At 32.7% G+C, this 24,346-nt stretch carries 25 protein-coding genes; 18 read left to right on the plus strand and 7 right to left on the minus strand.

What is annotated here, in order from left to right; all coding sequences use genetic code 11:
* Positions 1–240: 240 nt before the first annotated feature.
* The 3 genes from B0A57_RS05605 to B0A57_RS05615 all read right to left on the minus strand — a co-directional run bounded on the left by B0A57_RS05605 (position 241) and on the right by B0A57_RS05615 (position 2,891).
* Positions 241–1,566 carry a trigger factor gene (locus B0A57_RS05605; RefSeq protein ID WP_011964185.1) on the minus strand — a complete coding sequence of 442 codons (1,326 nt, stop codon included), beginning with the start codon at positions 1,564–1,566 and terminating at the stop codon, positions 241–243.
* An 85-nt stretch (positions 1,567–1,651) separates the two neighbouring features.
* Positions 1,652–1,996 (minus strand): phage holin family protein, encoded by a 345-nt coding sequence (locus B0A57_RS05610; protein WP_011964186.1) that lies wholly within the window; start codon positions 1,994–1,996, stop codon positions 1,652–1,654.
* Between the two features lie 118 nt (positions 1,997–2,114).
* Positions 2,115–2,891: an alpha/beta fold hydrolase gene (locus B0A57_RS05615; protein ID WP_034101778.1), complete on the minus strand. Its 777-nt coding sequence runs from the start codon at positions 2,889–2,891 to the stop codon at positions 2,115–2,117.
* A 97-nt stretch (positions 2,892–2,988) separates the two neighbouring features.
* On the opposite strand from B0A57_RS05615, the gene B0A57_RS05620 reads away from it, so the two are divergent.
* Positions 2,989–3,882, plus strand: coding sequence for a hypothetical protein (locus tag B0A57_RS05620; RefSeq protein WP_034098882.1), 894 nt, complete (start codon positions 2,989–2,991; stop codon positions 3,880–3,882).
* Positions 3,875–4,510 carry an ATP-binding cassette domain-containing protein gene (locus tag B0A57_RS05625; RefSeq protein ID WP_034098884.1) on the plus strand — a complete coding sequence of 212 codons (636 nt, stop codon included), beginning with the start codon at positions 3,875–3,877 and terminating at the stop codon, positions 4,508–4,510. The genes B0A57_RS05620 and B0A57_RS05625 overlap by 8 nt, the downstream gene beginning before the upstream one ends.
* Before the next feature lie 22 nt (positions 4,511–4,532).
* Here B0A57_RS05625 and B0A57_RS05630 read toward each other — a convergent pair whose 3' ends face one another.
* Positions 4,533–5,261 (minus strand): pyridoxine 5'-phosphate synthase, encoded by a 729-nt coding sequence (locus B0A57_RS05630; RefSeq protein WP_034098886.1) that lies wholly within the window; start codon positions 5,259–5,261, stop codon positions 4,533–4,535.
* A gap of 310 nt (positions 5,262–5,571) precedes the next feature.
* On the opposite strand from B0A57_RS05630, the gene B0A57_RS05635 reads away from it, so the two are divergent.
* From B0A57_RS05635 to murI, 8 genes are all read left to right on the plus strand, one after another.
* Positions 5,572–6,231, plus strand: a complete 660-nt coding sequence (locus tag B0A57_RS05635; protein WP_011964191.1) for a CBS domain-containing protein — start codon at positions 5,572–5,574, stop codon at positions 6,229–6,231.
* A 76-nt stretch (positions 6,232–6,307) separates the two neighbouring features.
* Positions 6,308–7,192 carry an NAD kinase gene (locus tag B0A57_RS05640; protein WP_011964192.1) on the plus strand — a complete coding sequence of 295 codons (885 nt, stop codon included), beginning with the start codon at positions 6,308–6,310 and terminating at the stop codon, positions 7,190–7,192.
* 135 nt (positions 7,193–7,327) lie between these two features.
* On the plus strand, positions 7,328–8,011 hold the full coding sequence (gene porG, locus B0A57_RS05645; protein WP_034098887.1) for a type IX secretion system protein PorG: 684 nt from the start codon (positions 7,328–7,330) through the stop codon (positions 8,009–8,011).
* Positions 8,012–8,017: 6 nt separating this feature from the next.
* Complete coding sequence (locus B0A57_RS05650; RefSeq protein ID WP_038466695.1) at positions 8,018–8,758, plus strand: isoprenyl transferase; 741 nt, start codon at positions 8,018–8,020, stop codon at positions 8,756–8,758.
* Positions 8,691–11,411 (plus strand): outer membrane protein assembly factor BamA, encoded by a 2,721-nt coding sequence (gene bamA, locus B0A57_RS05655; protein ID WP_034098889.1) that lies wholly within the window; start codon positions 8,691–8,693, stop codon positions 11,409–11,411. The genes B0A57_RS05650 and bamA overlap by 68 nt, the downstream gene beginning before the upstream one ends.
* Before the next feature lie 40 nt (positions 11,412–11,451).
* The gene (locus B0A57_RS05660; RefSeq protein ID WP_052079107.1) at positions 11,452–12,414 is read left to right on the plus strand and encodes an OmpH/Skp family outer membrane protein; all 963 of its coding nucleotides are present in this window, start codon (positions 11,452–11,454) and stop codon (positions 12,412–12,414) included.
* 46 nt (positions 12,415–12,460) lie between these two features.
* Complete coding sequence (locus B0A57_RS05665; protein WP_034098891.1) at positions 12,461–12,958, plus strand: OmpH/Skp family outer membrane protein; 498 nt, start codon at positions 12,461–12,463, stop codon at positions 12,956–12,958.
* Between the two features lie 64 nt (positions 12,959–13,022).
* Entirely contained in the window at positions 13,023–13,802 is a 780-nt protein-coding gene (murI, locus tag B0A57_RS05670; protein WP_034098893.1) for a glutamate racemase, read from the plus strand.
* A 376-nt stretch (positions 13,803–14,178) separates the two neighbouring features.
* Here murI and B0A57_RS05675 read toward each other — a convergent pair whose 3' ends face one another.
* The gene (locus B0A57_RS05675; protein ID WP_034098895.1) at positions 14,179–14,697 is read right to left on the minus strand and encodes a gamma carbonic anhydrase family protein; all 519 of its coding nucleotides are present in this window, start codon (positions 14,695–14,697) and stop codon (positions 14,179–14,181) included.
* 47 nt (positions 14,698–14,744) lie between these two features.
* Positions 14,745–15,743 (minus strand): PorP/SprF family type IX secretion system membrane protein, encoded by a 999-nt coding sequence (locus B0A57_RS05680; RefSeq protein WP_011964200.1) that lies wholly within the window; start codon positions 15,741–15,743, stop codon positions 14,745–14,747.
* A gap of 517 nt (positions 15,744–16,260) precedes the next feature.
* On the opposite strand from B0A57_RS05680, the gene B0A57_RS05690 reads away from it, so the two are divergent.
* The 3 genes from B0A57_RS05690 (at position 16,261) to B0A57_RS05700 (ending at position 19,752) form a co-directional block, all read left to right on the plus strand.
* A complete protein-coding gene (locus B0A57_RS05690; RefSeq protein ID WP_034098899.1) occupies positions 16,261–17,157 on the plus strand; it encodes a NifU family protein in 897 nt (298 codons plus the stop codon).
* Positions 17,158–17,328: 171 nt separating this feature from the next.
* Entirely contained in the window at positions 17,329–19,347 is a 2,019-nt protein-coding gene (locus B0A57_RS05695) for a thioredoxin domain-containing protein (RefSeq protein ID WP_034098919.1), read from the plus strand.
* 51 nt (positions 19,348–19,398) lie between these two features.
* Positions 19,399–19,752 carry a hypothetical protein gene (locus B0A57_RS05700; RefSeq protein ID WP_011964203.1) on the plus strand — a complete coding sequence of 118 codons (354 nt, stop codon included), beginning with the start codon at positions 19,399–19,401 and terminating at the stop codon, positions 19,750–19,752.
* Here the strand turns inward: B0A57_RS05700 and tsaB are convergent, their stop codons facing one another.
* Complete coding sequence (gene tsaB, locus B0A57_RS05705; protein ID WP_034098901.1) at positions 19,753–20,421, minus strand: tRNA (adenosine(37)-N6)-threonylcarbamoyltransferase complex dimerization subunit type 1 TsaB; 669 nt, start codon at positions 20,419–20,421, stop codon at positions 19,753–19,755.
* Between the two features lie 183 nt (positions 20,422–20,604).
* Here tsaB and cyoE point away from each other — a divergent pair, with 183 nt between their 5' ends.
* From cyoE to B0A57_RS05730, 5 genes are all read left to right on the plus strand, one after another.
* A complete protein-coding gene (cyoE, locus tag B0A57_RS05710) occupies positions 20,605–21,507 on the plus strand; it encodes a heme o synthase (protein WP_011964205.1) in 903 nt (300 codons plus the stop codon).
* 5 nt (positions 21,508–21,512) lie between these two features.
* Entirely contained in the window at positions 21,513–22,097 is a 585-nt protein-coding gene (locus B0A57_RS05715) for a cytochrome c oxidase subunit 3 (RefSeq protein WP_034098903.1), read from the plus strand.
* 40 nt (positions 22,098–22,137) lie between these two features.
* A complete protein-coding gene (locus B0A57_RS05720) occupies positions 22,138–23,145 on the plus strand; it encodes a cytochrome c oxidase subunit 3 (protein WP_034098905.1) in 1,008 nt (335 codons plus the stop codon).
* A 28-nt stretch (positions 23,146–23,173) separates the two neighbouring features.
* Entirely contained in the window at positions 23,174–23,524 is a 351-nt protein-coding gene (locus tag B0A57_RS05725; protein WP_011964208.1) for a cytochrome C oxidase subunit IV family protein, read from the plus strand.
* Positions 23,525–23,602: 78 nt separating this feature from the next.
* Positions 23,603–24,277, plus strand: coding sequence for a hypothetical protein (locus B0A57_RS05730; protein ID WP_034098907.1), 675 nt, complete (start codon positions 23,603–23,605; stop codon positions 24,275–24,277).
* The last annotated feature ends 69 nt before the right edge of the window (positions 24,278–24,346 follow it).

A 24,346-nucleotide genomic window follows, 5' to 3' on the forward strand; every position in this document is an offset into this window, starting at 1 on the left:
TAAAATTAATTATAAATTATTAATTATCAATTATTAGTTAGCCCAGATAGTAGTGAAAAGCTTTTTGCGGGCTGGTTGTATTTTTTCTTGCAGGAAAAGAGCGACCAGAGGAAGCTCCTTTTTTTGCTTAGAAAAAAACAACTAGACAAAAAAACTTGAAACGAATAGCTGGATTGGCTTCAAATAAAAAAACGCCAAAAATAAATTTCTGACGTTTCAAAGATAATCTTTTTTTATTATTTATTCGCCGTACATTGCTGCAACAAATTGCTCATAAGTGACTTCTTTTGTGGTAGGGTTTGCTTTTTCGACTAACATTTGTAAAAGTTTGTCTTTTGTTACTTGTTCTGACAATCTTTTTACTTCTTCTTGGTTTGACAAAACTCTTGCTACAATTCCTTCTACTTCTTGGTCTGTTGGGTTTGTTTGCCCGAACTGTGCCATTTGCTGACGGATTGATTTTGAGGTAAATGTTTTGAGATCTTCAAAGTTGATTTTGATATCACTTTGTGCTAAAGCACGTCCTTCGATCATTTGAAAACGCAATCCTTTTTCTGATCGAATGTATTCTATTTCTGCTTCTGCTGGGGATAGGTTTTTTTCTCCTGCTGTTTGTAACCATTTTATCAGAAATTCTTTTGGCAAATCGAATTTTGTGTTTTCGATTAATGCGTTTACAACGTCGTCTGTTAGTTTTTGTTCTGCTTGTTCTGCGAACTGAGATTCTGCGTCTTCTTTTATTTTTGCTTTTAATTCTTCTAGCGTTGCTACGTTTCCTTCGCCAAAAAGTTTGTCGAATAGTTCTTGGTTTAGTTCTGCTGGCTCGGTTTCGTTAATGTTTTCTATTGTAAAGTTTACCTCTACTTCTAATCCGTGTACGTCATCGTGGCTTACTTTTAGGTAATCCATTAGTTGATGGTCGTCTTGAAATAGTCCTTTTGTGTTTACTGTAACTATATCTCCTGATTTTTTTCCGATAAATTTTTGTGCCGTTTCTTTGTCTTTAAATATGTCTAGAGAAATGGTAATTGGATTGTTTATTCCTGCTTCTTGGTTTGTAAATGTTCCTGAAATTTCTGTTTTTTCTGAAACAATTTCTTGAGGAATGGCTTTTCCGAATTGTTTTTGGATACGTGTTACTTGCCCGTCGATTAATTTGTCATCGGCAGTAACGACATATTTTACTACGTTGGTTTTTGCATCAAGATCTAAAGTGAAAAATGGTGCTAATCCTACTTCGTATTGAAAAGTTAGTGCTTCTACTTCCCAATTGAAAATTTCTTTTTCGATGGCTAACGGTGTTCCTAGCAATGCTAATCTTTCGGCAGTGATAAATCTTTCTAAAGCTAAATCGACTACTTTTTTTACTTCTTCTTGTTTAATTGCTTTTCCGTATTGTTTTTCTACTAAATCTTTTGGCACAGCTCCTTTACGGAAGCCTTTTACGGTTGCTAGAGGCATTTTTTCGTTGATGCGTTTTGCTACTTGCCCTTTGTAATCTGTAGGCATTACTGTAATTTCGATAATTTCCATTACTGGACTTATTGCTATTCTTCTAATATCCATCTTCTCTTTAATTTACATAATAAAATTGGGTGGCAAAATTACAAAATTTATACCACCCAACAAATTTTTAACTTATTGAATTTTACTATTTGTTGTCTGGTATGAATTTATATAAAACTGATTGCGAAATGGATAGTAAAACACTAAAAAATAATGCGGTTAAGAATGAACTTATGGTAAATCCTTCTAGACAATAATCACATAATAAAACCATTGCTGCATTGATAACTAATAGGAATAATCCTAGTGTAAACATTGTAATTGGAAATGTAAAAAATACTAAAACTGGTTTTAGAAATGTATTTAACAATGCTAATACAACAGCAACTTTTATAGCTATTGCAATACTATCGACCTGAACCCCGGTCATAAAATAAGAGAGTGCTACAACTATAATGGTTGTAATTAGTAGGCGTAAAAGTAGTTTCATTATGTTTTGTTTGTTTAAAATTGATAATTATTTATGGGCTGTTACCACAGCGAATCAAACTTAATAAAATAGAAATTTGTGTAATTTATACTTGAAACAAGAAATTATTATTACAAATTTATGTAATTATTTTTTTTTTGAAAAATTGTATCGTTTTTTCAAAAAAATCGGCAGGGTTTTCGGCATGAAGCCAGTGTCCTGCGTTTGAAATAGTTTGTATTTCTGCTTTTGGAAAATGATGCAAAATGGTCTCGAAATCTGAATCTAATATATAATCGGATTTATCGCCACGTAAAAATAAGGTTTCTTTTTTAAATATATTATTAAAAGGCAAAGCTTTTCCAATACTTTCTATTTTCTCATTAAATACTTTCAAATTGAAACGGAAAGCCAATTGTCCTGGTTCTTGCCAATATAAATTTTTGAGCAAGAATTGTCTGGTTCCAAAATCGGAAATATATTTAGAAACGATTGCTTCAGCTTCTGTGCGTGATGGTTTTTTTGAAAAATCGACTGCATTGAGTGCGGCTAAAATGGTTTGGTGGTGTGCTGGATAAAACTTAGGACCAATATCAGCCACCACTAGTTTATTTACTAATTCCGGATAAACTGTTGCAAGCAGCATAACTACTTTGCCGCCCATAGAGTGTCCTATTAGATTAACAGAGGTTAGATGATGAAACTTGCAATAATTAACCACATCTTGTACCATTATTTGATAATTAAAATCATCAGAATGAAAAGATTTTCCGTGGTTTCGCAAATCTAACGCATGAACCTGAAATCCTTGTTCTGCATATTTTGTGGCGAGTGTTTTCCAATTGTCTGACATGCCTAAAAATCCGTGGAGAATTAGGAGTGGGAAGCCTTGACCTTCTATTTTTGAAAAAAGCATGTTATTTTATATTTTATACCGCAAAAATAATTGTTTAATTTTTAAAAAAGCTTATTTTTAAAAACTTAAAAAAAACACCCTGCAACAGCATTGCTTTATGAAAATAATTAAAACGCTTTTTTTAGTTCGACTTCGCAGATTGGTGGCTAAAGACGATTTTTTAGCTATGTTTCTTGTAGTTATCGCCTATTTACTAATTCCTTTCTTTTTGAATGGTGTTTTTGATAAGGTTAAAAATTATTTACTCTTCATTACGTTAGAAGGTCTAGCGTATCATACTAACAGAAAAGATTTAGAATTGTTAAAGCTAAATAAAAACTACAAACTCATTCTATTTGGGGAATATTTTATTTACACGTTACCTTATCTTATTTTATTTATTATAAACAAAGAATACTTACTGGGATTTACATTGGCATTTATACTGATATTATTTGTGAACTTACCCAAACTAAGCAATACAAAGATAAACTATCCATTTTCTTTAACAGACCCTTTTTGGCATATTGGTTTTAGGAAAAACAAATTAATCATTGCCATTCCTATTATTGTTTTTTTATTTATCATGGGCGAAAAATCTGGAAACGCCAATTTAAAAATAGCAAGCTTACTATTTACAGGAATTATAGCCACGTTTCCTACTTTTGGCAGAGAAGGGATAGAACATATTAAAAGTAGTTTTTATTGTTCGAAAAACTACTTAATACAACAAATGACAGCTAATTTAAAAAACACTTTCTTAATTAGCTTGCCTATTTTGCTATGTATAATTCTTTTTAGAAATTGGGATTTATTATTATTTGTACCATTACTATTTCTTTTGCCTGTTCTAAATATTCTCATTAAATATAGCTTTTTCGGAAACTCATTTATGCATCAATTTATCTTTGCAGCAGCAATAGGAACGATTTATATTGGAACTCCATTTATAATAGCACCATTTTTATACAAAAGATCGTTAACCTTTATAAAAAAAACACAAAATGCTTGATATTAATATTCAGAATAAAAAATATGTACAAAAAGTAATCCTTAAGAACCTTAAACTGTTAGTAAACACAAATGGAATTTTTGGTGTTATTGGTAAAAACGGACAAGGAAAAACTACTTTTTTTAAATGTATCAAAGATTTAACGCCTTTTGAAGGAACAATTAAATACAAAAACAAACCCCTTATACAAAATGAAATAGCGTGGTGCGCCACAGAGCCTTTAATTTACGACGAACTTACTACATTAGAATTTTCGAAATTTTACAGAAACCTACTCAATATTAAAGAAGAAATTGCACAAAAATTATTTAGTGTCGACGAGAAAAAACTAATAAAAGAGTTTTCGACAGGTATGAAAAAAAAGGCATACCTTAATGCTGTTTTGCAAAAAGAATATGCCATTTATATTTTTGACGAGCCTTTTAATGGGTTAGATTTAGAGTCGAATTATATTTTGATGAATTATATTAAGGAAATCTCGAAAACAAGTATTGTGTTTATTTCTTCACATATTTTAGAAATTTTATTTAAAAACTGTGATTCGATATTCCTGATAAACAATCAAAATATTGAAGCATTTTCGAAAGAGCAATTTTCATCTATTGAAGATAAATTATTTTCAATATAAAACAAAACCTGAAAACCTAATTCTACTTCAACCTCTGCAAATACATATTCACCACATTATCCAAACCTAAATATAAGGATTCGGCAATAAGCGCATGACCTATAGAAACTTCCATCAAATTTGGAATATTTTGGTTAAAAAACTGAATATTATCTAAACTTAAATCATGTCCTGCATTGACACCAATTCCGAGTTCATGGGCTAAAACAGCAGCTTTCGTATAGGGTTCGATAGCATTTTTGTTACCCAAACCATATTGGTGTGCAAAAGCTTCGGTGTACAATTCGATTCTGTCGGTTCCAGTATTTTTTGCTCCTTCAATCATTTCGAGCACTGGATCTACAAATATAGAAACTCGAATGTTATGGCGCTGAAATTCTTGTGTAATTTCCGTTAAAAACTCTTTGTTTGCAATGGTATTCCAACCCGCATTGGAGGTTAAATTATCATTCCCATCAGGAACCAAGGTTACTTGCGTTGGTTTTGTTTCTAAAACCAAATCGATAAAGGAACGTTCTAGCGGATTTCCCTCTATATTATATTCGGTGTAAACAATTTGTTTTAAATCGCGTGCATCTTGGTAACGAATGTGTCTTTCGTCAGGACGTGGATGTATGGTGATTCCTTGCGCTCCAAATTTCTGAATATCGGCAGCCACTTTTAGCAAATCTGGCACATTTCCGCCACGAGAATTTCGTAAAGTGGCAATTTTATTAATATTTACGCTTAACTTGCATTGATTTTGAGACATTATAAACTTAATTTGTAGTTATAAATGACAAAAATACAAACTAAAACAAGCTTAGTAACTTATTTTTTAATTATTTTGCAGTAGATTATTTTATTTTACTACCCCAGTGGGTATAATAAATAAAATTTTAAATTTTCTAAAAAAACACATAGAAACAGAGTTGAATAGACCAATTCTATTTGCTAACACTCGGGTCTTGGTTCGCAAAGCTACGATTTACTATAATAAGGTGAAACGTCGCTACAAAAATCCGAAAAACTTAGTATCTATGTGGTAAGAAAAACGAATTACATCTAACAGATATTTTATTATGAATACTTTATCAGACTATATAAATAACGATTACAAACCGCTCGACATTCACGAAAGTATTGGTATGGCTCAGGATTTTTTTGTAGAAACTCCATTTTCTCATTTTCCAGTTACAGAAGAAGGTGTTTTTATTGGAAACTTATCTAGTGATGATATAGAAACTTTCGATTTTGATAAAAAAATTATAGATTACAAATATACACTCGAACAATTTTTTGCCAAAAGCAATTCGATTTGGTTAGAAATCTTAGAAGATTTTGCAAAAAATAAAACCACAATTTTACCTATTATAGACCAGAGTAACAAATACTTAGGCTATTACGAAATTGCAGACATTATTAGTTTTCTTAACCAAACAACCTTCTTGAAAGAATCTGGAAGCATTATTATTATCGAAAAAAATATTACCGAATATTCTTTTAGCCAAATTTCACAAATTATAGAAGGCAATAATGGCAAGATTTTAGGGTTGTTTATATCTGATTCTACTGGTGCAAAAACACAAATAACAATTAAAATTGCAGCTGGTGGCATAAACGAAATTATTCAAACTTTTCGTCGTTACGACTATGAAATTATTTCTGACCATCAAGAAGATAATTACATAAACAATCTAAAAGAACGCTCGGAATATCTAGACAAATACCTTAATATATAAATGTTCGCAGATTTGTTTGGTTGGTTAATCGTATAACCGATTAAACAAAAAACCGATTAACGATTAAATAAGAAAAATGAAAATAGCTGTTTTCGGACAATTCTATCAGAATTCGACATCGCCAATTATTGCGCGATTGTTTGCTTTTTTGAATCAAAATAACATTCAAGTTGTTATTGAAGAAAAATTTGCTGCAATTTTAATCGAAAACAAATCGATTGCAAATACCTACCAAAAATTTAGTTCTCACAAAGATTTAGACAAAAGCTTCGAAATGCTTATAAGCGTTGGTGGAGACGGAACTTTCTTAAGAGCCACAACATTGGTTAGAAATTCTGGAATTCCAATTTTAGGAATAAATGCAGGCAGATTAGGCTTTCTGGCAACCGTACAGCAAGAAAACATTGAGACTTTCCTACAATTAGTTTTAGAAAAAAAATATACCATCTCTAAACGCACTTTATTAAGTTTAAAATGCGCTAGTAAAATTGAAGAAATAAAGGATTTAAATTTTGCTATGAATGAAATTACAGTAAGCCGAAAAGACACCACTTCGATGATTACCATTGAAACCTATTTGAACGGAGAATACTTAAATTCTTATTGGGCAGACGGCTTAATTATATCAACACCAACAGGCTCTACGGGTTACTCTATGAGTTGCGGAGGCCCCATCCTTACACCCGAAGCAAACTGTTTAGTTATAACCCCTATTGCGCCACACAACCTAAACGCAAGACCGCTTGTAATCCCTGACAATACCGAAATAAAATTGAAGGTTTCTGGCCGTGAAGAAAATTACTTAGTTTCGCTAGATTCTAGAATTGCATCGGTAAAAAACGAGGATATTTTGACCATCAAAAAAACACCTTTTAAGATTAATATGATCGAAATTCCAGAAGAAACTTTCCTAAAAACACTACGCAATAAACTACTTTGGGGCGAAGACAAACGAAATTAATTTTACCCAAAAATACTACAACACCTCTTTTTTCGTTTCTACATTAATACCAGAAAATAATTATTTGCTCTGGATAACAAATTTCACTTTGTTAAGTGTTCAGAATTAGTATATTTGCACCCTTATTAAAAATAAATGAGAAAAACGACTTACATATTAACCTTATTCTTTCTGTTTCAGATAGCTAACGCACAAACACATGAAATTGGCGTTTTTGCTGGAGGAAGTAATTTTATAGGAGATGTAGGAAGCACTGATTATATAAACCCTAGACATGTTGCTTTTGGCTTATTATACAAATGGAACGTAAACCCTAGGTATTCATGGCGTTTGTCTGCAATGCAATCTAAAGTTGGAGGTAATGATTTTGCTGCTGCAAATACAGCAAGAAAAAACCGTGGACTAAATTTTGAAAACACTATAACTGAATTTTCCGCAGGATTCGAATTTAATTTTTTCGATTTCAACCTACATAAATTCGGTTTTGTTTCTACCCCATACCTATATTCAGGAGTAAGTTATTATCTTTCTGATAACTTGTACACTATTAATAAAAAACACTATTCAAGTGGTGTTTCTGGCGGGGTAGCACTTCCAATAATAGCAGGATTTAAAGCCAAAATTTCAGATAATTTTATTTTAGGACTTGAAGCTGGAGCTCGTTACACCTTTTCTGATGACCTAGATGGAAGTATCCCCCAAAAAAAGGAGTTTAAACAGTATGCGTTTGGCAACACAAACAGCAAAGATTGGTATGTATTTACTGGACTTACGCTAACTTATACCTTTGGAAACAAACCTTGCTATTGTAACGACTAATCGAAAATGAGCCTACTAAAAGATATAAACAACAGTAACCTTCCCAAACATCTCGCCATTATTATGGACGGGAATGGTCGTTGGGCAAAAAAACAAGGATTCCTACGTGCCATTGGTCACGAAAACGGAACTAAATCTGTAAAAGTAATAGTAGAAGCTTGTGCGAAAATAGGAATAGAAAATCTAACATTATATACTTTTTCGACCGAAAATTGGAACCGTCCAAAATTAGAAGTCGATTTGTTAATGAAAATACTAATTAATTCCTTAAAAAAAGAATTAGCAACCTTAGTAAAAAACAACATAAAGTTAAATTCGATAGGAAACCTTGATAATTTACCAAAATCAGTTCAAAAAGAATTGCTCGAAGTAATAGCGCAAACAAAAAACAATACCAGAATGACCCTTACCTTAGCATTAAGCTACGGATCGAGAGAAGAAATCATAAATGCTGTTAAAATAATTAGTGATAAAGTTAAAAATAATATAATTTCAATAGATTCTATTGACGATTCAATATTAAATAAGCATCTTTACACGCATAATCTACCTGATGTAGATTTAGTAATAAGAACAAGTGGCGAACACCGCATTAGTAATTTTCTGTTATGGCAAATAGCTTACGCAGAATTTTATTTTACATATGTATTGTGGCCAGATTTTAGTGAAGAAAATTTATATGAAGCCATTATTAGCTATCAAAAAAGAGAACGTAGATTTGGAAAAACAAGTGAACAGATTAAATAATTTATTTAATACCGTAAATAGTACAAAATTAGTACTATTATTTTTATTTTTAGGTAGCGCAGTACAAGTTAACGCACAAGATCGAGTTCCTTTCGATCAAGGAAAAACTTATATATTAAAAAAAGTTAGCGTTACAGGTAAAATAACCTATAACGAACAAACTATTGTAACCTTTGCGGGTCTCACAAAAGGAGAAAGCATCACAATTCCTGGAGAAGAAATAAGCAATTCGATAAAAAAACTATGGAAACTAGGGTTATATAACGATGTTAACTTTTATATAGATAAGATAGAGGGCGACAGCATTTCTCTAGAACTAAATATTAATGAACTTCCAAAACTAAAAGAAGTAAAGTTTATAGGCATTAAAAAAGGAAAACTAGAATCTATCACAAAAGACACGGAACTAACTCCTGAAAAAATAGTTAACGAAAACCTTATTACAACCACTAAAAATTATATTGAAAACAAATATAAAAAAGAAGGGTACTACAATACAAAAGTAAATATCGCAACTACCGAAGATACCGAAACTATAAACCATGTAAATATGGTTGTAAATGTAGATAAAGGTAAAAAAGTTAAAGTATCAAAAATCACTGTAAATGGGAATACACAATTTACAGATGAAAAAATTCGTTCTGCCATGAAAAACACAAAACAACAAAGTGTTTTTCGTATCTTAAAATCATCTAAATACATAAAAGATAAGTACAAAGAAGACTTAACATCAATTATAAACAAGTACAAAGAAAACGGATATCGTGATGCAAGAATAATATCCGATTCCGTAACTTACGAAAAAGAAAAAAACACAGTAGCCATTAGTATAAATGTCGAAGAAGGAAATAAATATTATTTTGGAGATATTAAATTTTTAGGAAATACGATTTACAATGACCAATTATTAGGTAGAGTTTTAGGTATCAAAAAAGGCGATGTTTACAACGGTGTTTTACTAGAAAAAAGAATTGCAGACAAATCTAGTCCAGATAGTGAAGACTTAACCAATTTATACCAAAACAATGGATACCTTTTTTCTACCATAAACCCAGTTGAAGTTTCTACGGCAAACAACATCATCAATATGGAAATTCGTGTAACCGAAGGACCATTAGCATATTTTAACAAAATATCAGTTGTAGGAAATGACAAGACAAATGACAAAGTTATATATAGAGAACTTCGCACAAAACCAGGAAACATATACAGCAAAGAAACATTAATTAGAACCATTCGTGAGATAGGACAATTAGGCTTTTTTGATCCCGAATCTATAAAACCAGATTTCGAAAATGTAGATCCCGCAGCAGGAACCGTAGATATTAAATACCATTTAGTAGAAAAAGGAGCCAGCCAAATAGAGCTACAAGGTGGTTACGGTGGTGGTGGATTTATAGGAACGCTAGGGCTTTCTTTTAACAACTTTTCTATTGGAAATATTTTTAATAAAAAATCATACAGACCATTACCTATGGGTGACGGTCAGAAAGTATCTTTACGTTTACAAGCAAGTACAAATTTTCAGACATACAGTTTCTCTTTCTCTGAACCATGGTTTGGAGGCAAAAAACCAATAAGCTTCTCGACATCATTAGCTTTTACAAAACAATTTGGCTACGACTTAACATACAGAACAGACAAATCGAAATACATGAACATATTTTCGGCTTCTATAGGAATTGCAAAAAAACTAGAGATTCCAGATGATTATTTTGTGTTATCACATGCCATAAGTTATCAACATTATGATTTAAATAATTACTATGGAGGTCTATTTACCTTTGCCAATGGAGCATCAAGAAACTTAGCTTACACCATAGGAATAAGCAGAAACAGTAAAGGAAACAACCCTATTTTTCCTACTTATGGTTCAGACTTTAGTCTTACAGGAAAATTTACTTTACCGTATTCATCATTTAGCGGGATAAACTATAGTAACTTAGAAAACCTAGAAGAGTATAAGAAAAGAGATACAAATGGTGCTAGATCAAATCAATTAGACGGTAACGGTAATGTAGTAAGATTGGGTGACTATTTAGATGCCAATGGAAACAAAGTTGACAATTATAACTTAGCAGCAGCTGATAATGCAAAAGTAGATCAGAAAAAATACAATTGGTTAGAATATTATAAGATAAAATTTAAAGCCGAATGGTTTACAACTCTTTATGGCAAGTTAGTTTTACGCACACTAGGAGAATTTGGTTATCTGGGAGCATACAATCAAGGAAGAGGAATTGTTCCTTTTGAAAGATTTGTTGTTGGTGGAGACGGATTGGGCGGAAATTACATGACCAGTAACGAGAACATACAAGTAAGAGGCTATAAAAATAACGGAAGTTTATCTGTACACAGAAGCAGCGGAGATCCAATTTATAATAAATTTTCATTAGAATTAAGATACCCAATAACCCTAAAACAAGCGGCATCTATTTATGCCCTTAGTTTCGTAGAAGGAGCAGGATCGTATGATAATTTCAAAACCTACAATCCATTCATACTGCAACGCTCTGCCGGTGTAGGACTAAGAGTATTCATGCCAGCATTTGGACTATTAGGAATAGATTTCGGACATGGTTTCGATGCGCCACAAGGGTCAAATGAGAAAAACGGTTGGGAAACACATTTTATAATAGGTCAACAATTTTAATTATATTTGGCACGATAGTTGAATTTAACATTATACGCTTATGAAAAATTTTTTTGCATTCTTACTAATTTTTGGCACTACCCTAACCAGTAATGCACAAGCAAAAGGAGCTAAAATAGGTTACATCGATATGGACTATATCCTAGAAAACGTACCCGATTATAAAGAAGCAAACATACAATTAGAACAAAAAGCACAAAAATGGAAACAAGACATTCAAGTTAAAAAAAACGAAATAAACAAACTAGAAAACATTCTTAAATCAGAAAGAGCTTTGCTTACCAAAGAACTTATAGAGGAAAGAGAAGAAGAAATAAAGTTCCTTGAAAAAGACTTGATAGACTACCAACAAAAAAGATTTGGTTCTAACGGCGATTTTATAATTCAAAAAACAGCCATAGCAAAACCCGTACAAGACCAAGTATTTACAGCAGTTCAAGATATTGCAGAAGCAAGAGGATATGATTTTATTTTCGATAAATCCTCCGATTTAACAATGCTTTTTTCAAAAAAATCATTCGACATAAGCGACAGAGTCGTAAGAATGATAACACAGTCTGAAAAAAGAGAACAAATAAGCAAAAAACAACTTAAAGCTAACGAAGAAAAAGAAGAGCAAAAAGATAAAATAGAAGACAATCCAGCACTAGCCGAAAGACAAAAAATTCTCGAAGAAAAAAAAGCATTAAGAGAAAAAATAATTAAAGAACGTAAAGAAAGCGCTGCCCAAAACAAAAAAGAGTACGAAGAAAAGCACAAAAAAATATTAGAAAACAAAACTGGAGCAATCATAGATTCCGCAGCAACTAGTAAACCAAATGCTACTATAAATAAAATTGAAAAACGAAAACTAGCACAAGACTCTATAAAAAAAGCAAAAGAAGCAGTCCGCTTAAAAACAATAGAAAACAACAAAAAAACAATCGAAGATCGCAACAAAGCATTAGAAGAAAAAAAGAAAAAAATAGCAGCCGATAAAGAAGCCGCTAAAACTAAAAAATAATTAAACACAAAACCTAAAATTAATTAATACACTAATACTAAAAATGATGAAACAGATTAAAACTTTACTTATTGCAGCAGTTATATTTTTTGGTGCTAGCACAATGAATGCGCAGACAAAAGTAGCACACATCGATGTAAGCGAATTATTAGCTAAAATGCCAGAAATGACAGCTGCAAAAGCACAGTTAGACAAACTAAGCAAAACTTTCGATACAGAATACGGCACCATGGTCACTGAGTACCAAACAAAAATGAAAAAATACGAAGCAGAAGCAACAACTGCAACCGAAGCCATCAACGAAACACGTGCAAAAGAAATGCAAGACATGGGACAACGTATCCAACAATACAGAGACTCTGCTCAAAAACAACTACAAGAAAAAGAACAAGAAATTGTAAAACCAATCATGGACAAAGCTAAAACAGCAATTGTAAAAGTTGGAAAATCAAAAGGATACCAATACGTTATGGATTCTGCAAGTTTAATCCTTGCCGATGGACCAAACTTATTCGAAGACGTAAAAAAAGAATTAAAATTCTAAAATTTCTTAAATAAATTAAAAAACTGTGCTACAAAATAGCGCAGTTTTTTTTTACATTTGTTTCATGAGCAACAACAACCCAATAGGATTATTCGATTCAGGAATAGGCGGCACATCAATCTGGAAAGAAATTCATCAATTACTTCCCAACGAAAACACCATCTATCTAGCAGACAGCAAAAACGCACCATACGGAAAAAAAAGCAAACAAGAAATAATAGAACTTTGCTTCAAGAACATCGACTATCTAGTATCACAAAACTGCAAAATGATCGTAGTTGCCTGCAATACAGCCACAACAAACGCAATCATACAAATAAGAGAAAAATACAAAATCCCAATCATAGGAATAGAACCAGCCATAAAACCAGCTGCAAACAAAACCAAAACCCAAACCATAGGAATCCTAGCCACAAAAGGCACCATAAACAGCGAATTATTCAACAAACAAGTAGAAAGTTACACCAACATAAAAATAATAGAACAAATAGGCTACGGACTCGTAGAACTCATAGAAAACGGAGAAATAGAATCCCCAGAAATGACAAAACTACTCACCTCCTATCTCGAACCCATGATAAAAGCAAACATCGATTATCTAGTACTAGGTTGCAGCCACTATCCATATCTAGTACCAGCCATCAAAAAAATCATACCCGAAAACATCAAAATAATCGATTCAGGTCAAGCAGTAGCAAGACAAACCAAAACCATATTAGAAAAAAATAATTTATTAAATACCACAACAAAAAACAGCCAACAAATATTTTATGCAAATAGCAACCCTACAGTATTAAAAAATATTTTAGGCTTTTCAGAAAATGTATTCGCAAAAGATTTCTAGGAGAGCATCACTTGTGCCATCTTGCAAACCATATACCTGCTGTCGTTTCAATCTCGCCAAGAAAAATGGCGAGGATTTTCACATCCATCAGGGCTAAAAGCAAAGTAATCGCATACTTGCAAACACACAAATATCAAAAACCGTAAAACGCAACCTATTTTTTTAAACACCACCACTTATAAAGTAAATCTACAAGAACTGCCACTAATTCAAAAAAAAGCCCACAGGTAACAGAATTTTACAAATACACACCCATCAAAAAAATAAACCTCCCTCCTGCAGAAAACCCAAAAAATTAGTGTAATCTGAGCAAAACAAAACACATACCAGTTAGCAGACAGCCATACAAATTATATACCCGTATAAATCAAGCAAACTATTGCTCATCCTTAAACCAACCCGAATACATCACATAATTATTAGAAATACGACCAATTTCACCAGCAAAATTACTCTGGTCAATATCCTTCACCTTCTTAGCAGGAATTCCAGCATAAATAGCACCAGATTCAACCACCGTATTTTGTGTAACCACACTTCCAGCTCCAATAATCGAATTACTATGTACAACACAATTATCCATAACAATAGCCCCCATACCTATTAGCACATTATCATGAATCGTGCAACCATGCACAATAGCATTATGACCTATCGAAACATTATTACCAATAATAGTAGGATGCTTCTCATAAGTACAATGCACCACCGCACCGTCTTGAATGTTCACTTTATCGCCAAACCTAATAAAATTCACGTCGCCACGAATCACCGCATTAAACCAAACACTACAATTTGCACCAAAAGCAACATCACCAACTATAGTCGCATTTTCTGCAACAAAACAATCCTCAGGAATTTGCGGATACTTTCCATTCACCTCTCTAATTACCATATCTAACAAAAAAAATAGTCCCGAAATAATCGGGACAAGTTATATAATTAATTAACCGCAGGACAATTACAGTCATATCGCTCTTTCTTACAACCAAAATCAAATCCTAAAGTAATTTGATGATAGCCACCAGTATCAAACTTAATATCTCCAGTAACTTGAGAATAAGTATAAGCAAACATAAATTTATTATAATTTACCCCAACAATTGGTGTAATATATTGCAAATACTGATTTTTTAATTCCCGCCCATTATCATACTGTGCCCCATCAAAACTTCTTCTATACGACATAGCCGCCCAAATTTTACCAAAATCAACAGACTTATACACCTTAATATTTACATCTAACGCCTTCTCCTTAGTCCTATCTGTAAGCTGAAACAACAAAGAAGGTTCCCAAAGCAATTTTTTTGCATCCCCAAAAGTATAACCTACACTTACAAGATATTTTCGCAAATTATTCGATTCGTAAGATGTGTAAAGACCTCTACTTTGAAACAAAGCGTTCTTAACCGTCGCATGCGCATAAAAATCAAGAAAATTATAAGACGCCCCAAAATCGACATTAAAATAAGAAGACCTCTGAAGAATACCGCCAATAATGGGATCAAAATCTTGCAAATCAAAACTAGTTTCATCCAACTGATTTTGTACCATACCAGCACTTAACCCAAAAGACAACTGGTTCAAATCAGTTGTAGTTCTAGAAAACATAATATGGTGAGCATACGTAATTTTTCCTCCTTTTTGAGAATGATACCCATTTTTATCATTAAAAAGAATAACCCCAATACCTGATTTGCCACTTTCGCCAAGAGAACCGTTATAACTCAAAGTCTGCAATGACGGCGCCTCACTACTACCAAACCATTGTTTACGAGCAGTTAATCTAATTTTATTACAACTAGAAGCACCAGCCATAGATGGATGAAGTAAATAATAATTATCCGACAAATAATCCGAATAAACAGCAATACCTTCCTGAGAGAAAGCAAATTGGGTTGAAATAAAAGCTAATACTAATATAATTTTTTTGAAATTCATTTTTATAATCTTTTTGGTACGAAATGGTTCAAACTGTTTTCTTTACAAAATAATTAGTCAAGCTAATCTATTTTTCAAAACGTTCAAAGATATAATTTTTTACGAAAGTTTTTCTAATTATACTTTTTTTTATATTAATATTTTATTAACCTTAACCAATACTAAATTAACAAAAAATAAATTATTCACAAAAAACAAAAGACCAAATTAAACTTTACAACAAATAACACCACAAAAAAAGCCATTCAAACCAACAAAAAGTTAAATTAACCCTAAACCACCCACTACACAAGACATAAGTCGAGTAATAACAATATTTTTAGTTAGAAATTTTGCACAAAAACCTTCTTAAAGCTATTTGCACCTCAAAAAAATCACCCCACTACACAACTATTATTATACGAATTTAACAACCCTAGCTTGCAACTAAAAACATAAAATTTTAAAATACTGTTTATTGCAAAATTAAGTGTCATAAACCAAATAGGTTTCTTAATTTTGCATAAAATATAAAACCATGAAACTAATCACCATAAAAGACACCAATAATCCGAATATTCTAAAATTCGAATTCTCTTATTTCATAACACCAAATCAAAGTTACGAATACAAAAACATAGATGAAGCCGGCGCTTCGCCACTTGCCCAACAACTATTTTACCTACCATTTGTAAAAACAGTTTACATCTCAGGAAACTTTATCGCTATCGAAAAATACAACATTGTACAATGGGAAGATGTAAAACATGACGTAGCAGACCAAATGGAAGCATTTGTAAGCAATGGCGGCGAAGTAGTAAAACAAACCGAAACACCAAAAAAATCGCCCGTTACCGTTTACGCAGAAAGCACACCAAACCCTGCCGTAATGAAGTTTGTAGCCAGCAAAAAACTAACAAAAACAATTGTCGAATGCAAAAACATAGACCAAACCCACGCATCGCCATTAGCCAAAGAACTATTTAAATTCCCATTTGTAAAAGAAATATTCATCGACGAAAACTACCTCTCAATAACAAAATATGCCGTAGCAGAATGGCAAGAAATCACACTCGAACTACGCACATTCATCAAAGAATTTATCGAAAACGGAAAAATCGTAGTCGATGAAACTAAAATCGTAGCTACCAAACTCGAAGAAAAACAAGAAATTACAAATTTCGACAATCTAGATGTAACCTCACAAAAAATCATCAATATCATCGAAGAATACATTCGTCCAGCCGTAGCTGCCGATGGCGGAAACATCCTTTTCGATTCCTATTGTCAAGACACCAAACAAGTAAAAGTCATCTTGCAAGGCGCCTGTAGCGGTTGCCCATCGTCAACATTCACACTAAAAAACGGAATAGAAAGCATGCTAAAAGACATGCTAAACCAACCCGAACTAAGAGTAGAAGCACTAAATGCCTAGCTAAAAAATAATAAAAACACATTTCAAACTAAAAAAACCCACATAAAATCATAAATTAGCGTTTCAAAATTTGAAGCGCTTTTTTTTCGAAGCTATTTCCCGCTATCCGTTGCAATCTCGCCAAGAAAAATGGCGAGGATTTCCACTACTATCGGGGCTAAACCAACCAGTATGAATCAGCTAAATTTAGAAACCAGTCCCTATTTGCTACAACACGCCAACAACCCAATACATTGGCAAGCATGGTCAAAAAACACATTAGCAACAGCCCAAAAAGAAAACAAACTAATCATCATAAGCATAGGCTACTCAGCATGCCACTGGTGCCACGTGATGGAACACGAAAGTTTCGAAAACCAAGAAGTAGCATCAGTAATGAATCTAAACTTCATCTCAATAAAAGTAGACAGAGAAGAACGCCCAGACGTAGACGCCATTTATATGAAAGCCGTACAAATGATGACAAACCGTGGAGGCTGGCCACTAAATGTAGTTTGCCTGCCAGACGGAAGACCAATATGGGGCGGAACCTACTTCCAGAAAGAAGAATGGACAAACACACTACAACAACTACATGAATTGTATGTTTCCAATCCTCAAAAAATTATCAAATACGCCCAAAAATTACACCAAGGCATTCAAGTATTAGGCACCATACAACACCATACGGCACAAGAACAAAACCACACAAATAACATAAAACCACTAGTCGAAAAATGGTCTAAAAGCTTCGACTGGGAATACGGTGGTTACGCCCGTGCACCCAAATTTATGATGCCAAACAATTATTTATTCTTGCAACGTTATGGCTATCAAACCAAATCTCAAGAACTACTCAACTTTGTCGATCTAACCCTAACAAAAATGGCACACGGAGGCATTTTCGACACCATCGCTGGAGGATTTTCCCGCTATTCAGTAGATATTCGTTGGCACATTCCTCACTTCGAAAAAATGTTATATGACAACGGACAACTCGTTTCTTTATATGCGCAAGCCTACAAAAGAACCCAAAACCCGCTATACAAAGAAGTCATCGAAAAAACACTAACATTTGTAGAAAGAGAATTTCTAAATTCAGACAATGGCTTTTATGCCGCACTCGATGCCGATAGTTTAAACCAAAATAACGAACTAGAAGAAGGTGCATTCTACGTTTGGACAAAAACTGAATTGCAAGAAATTTTAAAAAACGATTTCGAAATTTTCAGCCATCTATATAATGTAAACGATTTTGGGTTTTGGGAACACGACAATCATGTACTCATTCAAAACCAACCCTCAAAAAGTATTGCTTCAAAATTCGGCTTGACCGAAAACGAATTACAAAACAAAAGGAAAAATTGGGAACAATTACTTTTTACCAAAAGAGAAAAACGCCCCAAACCAAGACTCGACGATAAATCGCTCACTTCCTGGAACGCCATCATGCTAAAAGGATATACAGACGCTTATAACGCCTTAGGAAACCAAAAATATTTGGCCATTGCCGAAAAAAACGCACAATTTATCACCACCAAACAATGGTCGGCAGAAGGCTTCTTGTATCGTTCGTACAAAAAAAACAAAAGCACCATTGAGGGATTTCTAGAAGATTACGCCTTTACAATCGATGCGTTTATTAGTTTATACCAAGCCACTTTAAATGAAAAATATTTGCAGCAAGCAAAGCAATTAACAGATTATTGTTTTGACAATTTTTATAACGAAAAGCAACATTTTTTTGCTTTCAATTCTAGAAAATCGGCACAACTTATTGCCCAACATTTCGAAACAGAAGACAATGTAATGCCCGCTTCTAACTCCGTTATGGCAAATAATTTATATGTTTTAGGCCTTTTATTTAGCAATAACTATTATGAAAAAATAGCCTTACAAATGTTGCATCACATAATCCCCAATATCGATTATGCTTCTGCTTATTCGAATTGGATGAATTTATGGATGAATTTGTCTCAAGACAATAAAGAGCTAGCAGTTTGTGGCAACAATGCCGTGGCAAACAATCATAAAATAAAGGCTAAATATTTACCGCATATTATTACCGCCGGAACAACAAAAAACTCCAGATTACCATTTTTAGAAAATCGATTTATAGAAGAAGAAAACTTATATTATATTTGCCAAAACAAAGCCTGTTTGATGCCTAAATTTACAATTGAAGAAACTTTTAACAATTTAGAAATATAATTTAACTAAAATTATGTATTTTTACATGAATAACTAAAAATTTAAAACAAAATGGGAGTAGCAAGTTTTTTTAAGGGGATATTTGGTTCAAAAAAAGTAGACGAGATAATTGACCAAGCAGGAAATTTCGCTGATGATGCAATTGCAAAAGCAAAGCAAAGCGCAGCGCCACTAATAGACAAAGTAGAAGATTTTGCTGAACAAGCAGGGGATAAAATTAAAGAATATGTACCGCAAGCAACTGCAACTATAGATAATGCCGTAGAAACAGTAAAAGAAAAGGCTGGCGATTTAATAGAAAAAGTAGAAGATATGGCACATGGAGCTGTTGGTACTGCCCAAGAAAAAGCAACTAACCTTGCGGCAGATACAACTGAAAAAACGGCAGACAAAGTAGCTGAATAACTACTTAGATGCAACCGTCATCATAAAATCTTTAAGATAAAAAGGTTCGAAATAAGCGACACTAACAGTGTCGTTTTTTTTGTACTTATCGAAAGCTATTTTACTCATTTCGCTTGCCGACGGAAATTGTATTTCGCTGTGATAAACAAATTTAGCATCGGTTAAAACCGCATTACATTTAGAAGCACCATCACCAATAAGATGAATCGTTTGGGTTATTTCGCAAAAAGAATTACCATCGATAATTTCAGCCTTCACCTCTCGTTTATTTATATAGTTGGCATCAAAAATTGCTGTATAACACTCCATTCTTCGAGCATCAATCATAGGAATAATAACACCACTATCTATCGTAATTTTCCTAGCCAAAACCTCTAAAGTATCTATTGCAACCAAAGGAATATCTAAAGAATAGCACAATCCCTTTGCTGCCGAGACACCAATTCGCAAACCTGTATAAGAACCTGGCCCCTGACTAATGGCAATTGCAGATAAATCCTTGTAAGTAATTGTGTTTTCTTTTAGAATTTCATCAATAAAAATGTGCAATTTCTCAGCGTGAGAATAACCAGCCTCCGCAATTTCTTTACAAGCAATAATATTTCCGTCTTGCGACAAAGCAACAGAACAGTTTCTTGTAGCGGTTTCTATATTTAATATGTATGTCATTTTTTTGATGCAAAATTGTAAAAAGCAAAGTTACAAAGTTAGAAATTAATATAACCATGCTTATCATACTAAGTCATTTTTTTACCAGATATTACAGATTTTTAAAAATAAAGATATTAGATTTGAATATTCCTATTGGTTATACCTATATTTGCAAAGTTTTAAAAAATAAATATTCCTGCCTTGAGTGCGATAAATACATTACCACCTATAAAATCTATCTTCAACGATTTCAAAGAAATTACCAAAGCTGGTTTGGCTATTAGCGTAGTTTTCTCATCGCTGGCTGGATATTTATTAGGGATTCATGAATTCAACCTAGAGACTATTTATGTTTTATTAATGCTTGCTATTGGGGGATATTGCATGGTCGGGGCTTCAAATGCTTACAATCAAATCATCGAAAAGGATTTAGACACTTTGATGAACAGAACTAAAAACCGTCCAATTCCTTCGGGAAGAATGTCAGTAAATACTGCTTTTACAATTGCAACAATTTTAACAATTACAGGCCTAACAATTTTGTATATGATAAATCCCAAAACAGCAATGTTTGGAGCGATATCGATATTTTTATACACCTGCGTTTATACCCCACTTAAAACCGTAACCTCATTATCAGTCTTTGTAGGTGCTTTTCCTGGAGCAATACCATTTATGCTAGGATGGGTTGCTGCTACTAATGATTTTGGCATAGAAGCAGGAACGTTGTTTTTAATTCAATTTTTCTGGCAATTTCCACATTTTTGGGCAATCGGCTGGTTTTTATTTGAAGATTACAAAAAGGGAGGATTTTATATGCTACCCACAGGCAAAAGAGACAAAGGAACTGCAATGCAAATTGTATTATACACACTTTGGTTAACAGCAGCCTCTATTTTGCCAAGCTTTGGCTACACAGGAAGATTATATTTAACACCCGTTTCAGCAATAATTGTTGTTTTATTAGGTTTATGGATGCTCGTTTATGCTATCAAACTATACAAAAACAAAACCGACAAATCTGCAAAAACATTAATGCTAGTAAGTGTTGCCTACATATCCCTAATACAAGTGGTATATATATTAGATAAATTTTTAAGATAATAATTATGGAAGGAATGACTATTGAGGAACATAACAACAGAAAAGCAAGATCATACAAATTATTATTACTCTTTGCAATGATAAGCATGTTTATGGTTTTTGCAGGACTAACAAGCGCTTATTTAGTAAGTTCGTCAAGAAAAGATTGGATACACACTATGGTTTTGCCACCAGCATTTACTTTTAGCACCATAGTAATCATAATAAGTAGTCTAACTATTTATTTAGCAAAAAAAGCAATTCAAAAAGATGACAGACAAAAAACAACATTGTTTTTAGTAACCACTTTAATTCTAGGAATAGCCTTCGTCATATTACAACTAAAAGGATTTAGCCAAGTAATAGAAATGGGGTATTTTTTTACAGGAAGTGCTAGCACAGTTACATCATCTTTTCTGTATGTTTTAACAATTTTACACCTAACACACCTTGCGGGAGGAATAATTTCGCTATTAATTATAATTTATAATCATTTTAAACAAAAATACAACTCCTCTCAAAGCACTGGTATTGAGCTTGGTGCGATGTTTTGGCATTTTCTAGATATTCTTTGGGTATATTTGTTTTTATTTTTATATTTCGTAAAATAATAAAAAATTGTAAATTTGACAACTTTATAAACACAATTCTATGGCAACGACAGTTACTACTAGTGCTGAAGGCAAAACTTGGGGCGGCGGAAATGAGCCGATGAATGCTAGTTACGGAAAAATGATGATGTGGTTTTTCATCGTTTCCGATGCATTAACCTTTTCAGGATTCTTGGCAGCATACGGTTTTTCAAGATTTAAATTTATCCAAACTTGGCCTTTGGCCGATGAGGTCTTTACCCACTTCCCATTCATGCATGGCGTTTCAGCCCCCATGTATTACGTGGCATTTATGACATTTGTACTGATATTCTCATCGGTAACAATGGTACTAGCAGTAGATGCTGGTCATCAAATGAAAAAAGACAAAGTAATCATTTACATGTTTCTAACCATTGTTGGTGGTTTTATATTCGTAGGCTCACAAGCTTGGGAATGGAAAAACTTCATCAAAGGAGAATATGGAGCAGTAGAAACCAAAGGAGGTTCTATATTACAATTCGAAAAAATTGACAAAGAACATTCAACAGCTGATAATATTGTGTACAAAAGAGTAGCACTCGCAGAATTTGCAGCCGACATTCCTAGTGAAAGAACAGAAGATACTAAAAGCAAAGGAATTTGGTTTTTTGGAGATGAAACTTTACCAAGCTATTCTATAGCAGAAGTAAAGGAAGGTTTTAAAGCACATTCAGACATATTAATTCGTACTGAAGCGATTGATCCAAAAACAAAAACAAAAATTACTTTATCTCGTGAAGAATCACTAAAAAGAATTGAAGACACTAAATATGTAGTAGAAGGCGCTAATTTAATTCGTAACGAATACGGACAAAAATTATTTGCAGATTTCTTCTTCTTCATTACAGGTTTTCACGGTTTTCACGTATTATCAGGAGTAATAATCAATGTTTTAATTTTCTTTAACGTCCTTTTAGGAACTTATGACAAAAGAAAAACATATGAAATGGTCGAAAAAGTAGGTTTATATTGGCACTTTGTCGATTTAGTTTGGGTGTTTGTATTTACATTCTTCTACCTAGTTTAATTTTAATATAAGAAAAATATATATTGTTATGTCACAAGAACACGTATCAAATGTAGGACGAATCTGGAAAGTTTTCGGATTACTATCAATAATTACAATCATCGAGGTTATTTTAGGAATTGTTAAACCTGACTTTTTATATTTCAATACTTTTTTTAGTATGAATTTATTAAATTGGATTTTCATCATGCTAACCATATATAAAGCATACTGGATTATGTGGTCTTTTATGCACCTTGAGGGGGAAAAAGCCTCATTGCGTTGGGCAGTTGCAGGAACAATTGTATTCTTAATTATTTATTTAGTATTTATTTTGCTAGTTGAAGCTGATTATATATTCGAAGTTTTTAAAAACTCTACCATTAAATGGAATTTTTAACAACATATTAATTCAAAAAAGAGCTCCTATTACAGGAGCTTTTTTTATTTTTGTACTCAAATAAATTACACTTTCCCTATGAAAAATAAATTAGTTCTAATCATCCTTCTAATACTTCCCGTTTTAATTTATTTAATCTTTGCAACAGCAACACATAATTCACTTTTCTTACCAACCATTTCTAGAAACAACAAAGAATTACCCAAATGGAAAAGCCTAGATGGCAAACCCGTTTCTCTTATAAACAAAATTACAGTACTCGGATTTCTAGGCAATGATATCTATAAGAATGAAGAAAACTTATTTAATTTGAACCAAAAAATATACGGAAAATACGAGGGGTTTCATGATTTTCAGCTAGTTATGATAGCGCAGGAAGGTTCTGAGAAACAAGTAGAAGATTTATTAGAAAAATTAACTAGATTTTCTGAAGATTTATCAGGATGGAAATTTGTTTTCGCAAAACCCCAAGAAATTCAATCCTATTTTGACTCCTTTAAACTGCACGATCGTCTTAATGAAAATTTTAGCTCTACAAAGGTCATTATTATAGATAAAGATAAAAATCACCGTGGGCGAAAAGGAAAAAATAAAGAGGAAAAAAACGAATATAAAGAAAGTTACAACACAAATTCTGCTGCAGATTTACACAACGAGATGTCAGACGATATAAAAATAATGCTCAGAGAATATCGATTAGCACTAAAACGAAATAACAAAAGAAAAGATTTCCGTTTGCACGAAAACAAATAATAATTAACACCCCCTTTTTACTACAAACATGCAAATTAGTAGTTATTTTTGATCAAAATATTAAATCTG

The organism is Flavobacterium psychrophilum DSM 3660 = ATCC 49418 (assembly GCF_002217405.1).
Lineage (GTDB): Bacteria > Bacteroidota > Bacteroidia > Flavobacteriales > Flavobacteriaceae > Flavobacterium > Flavobacterium psychrophilum.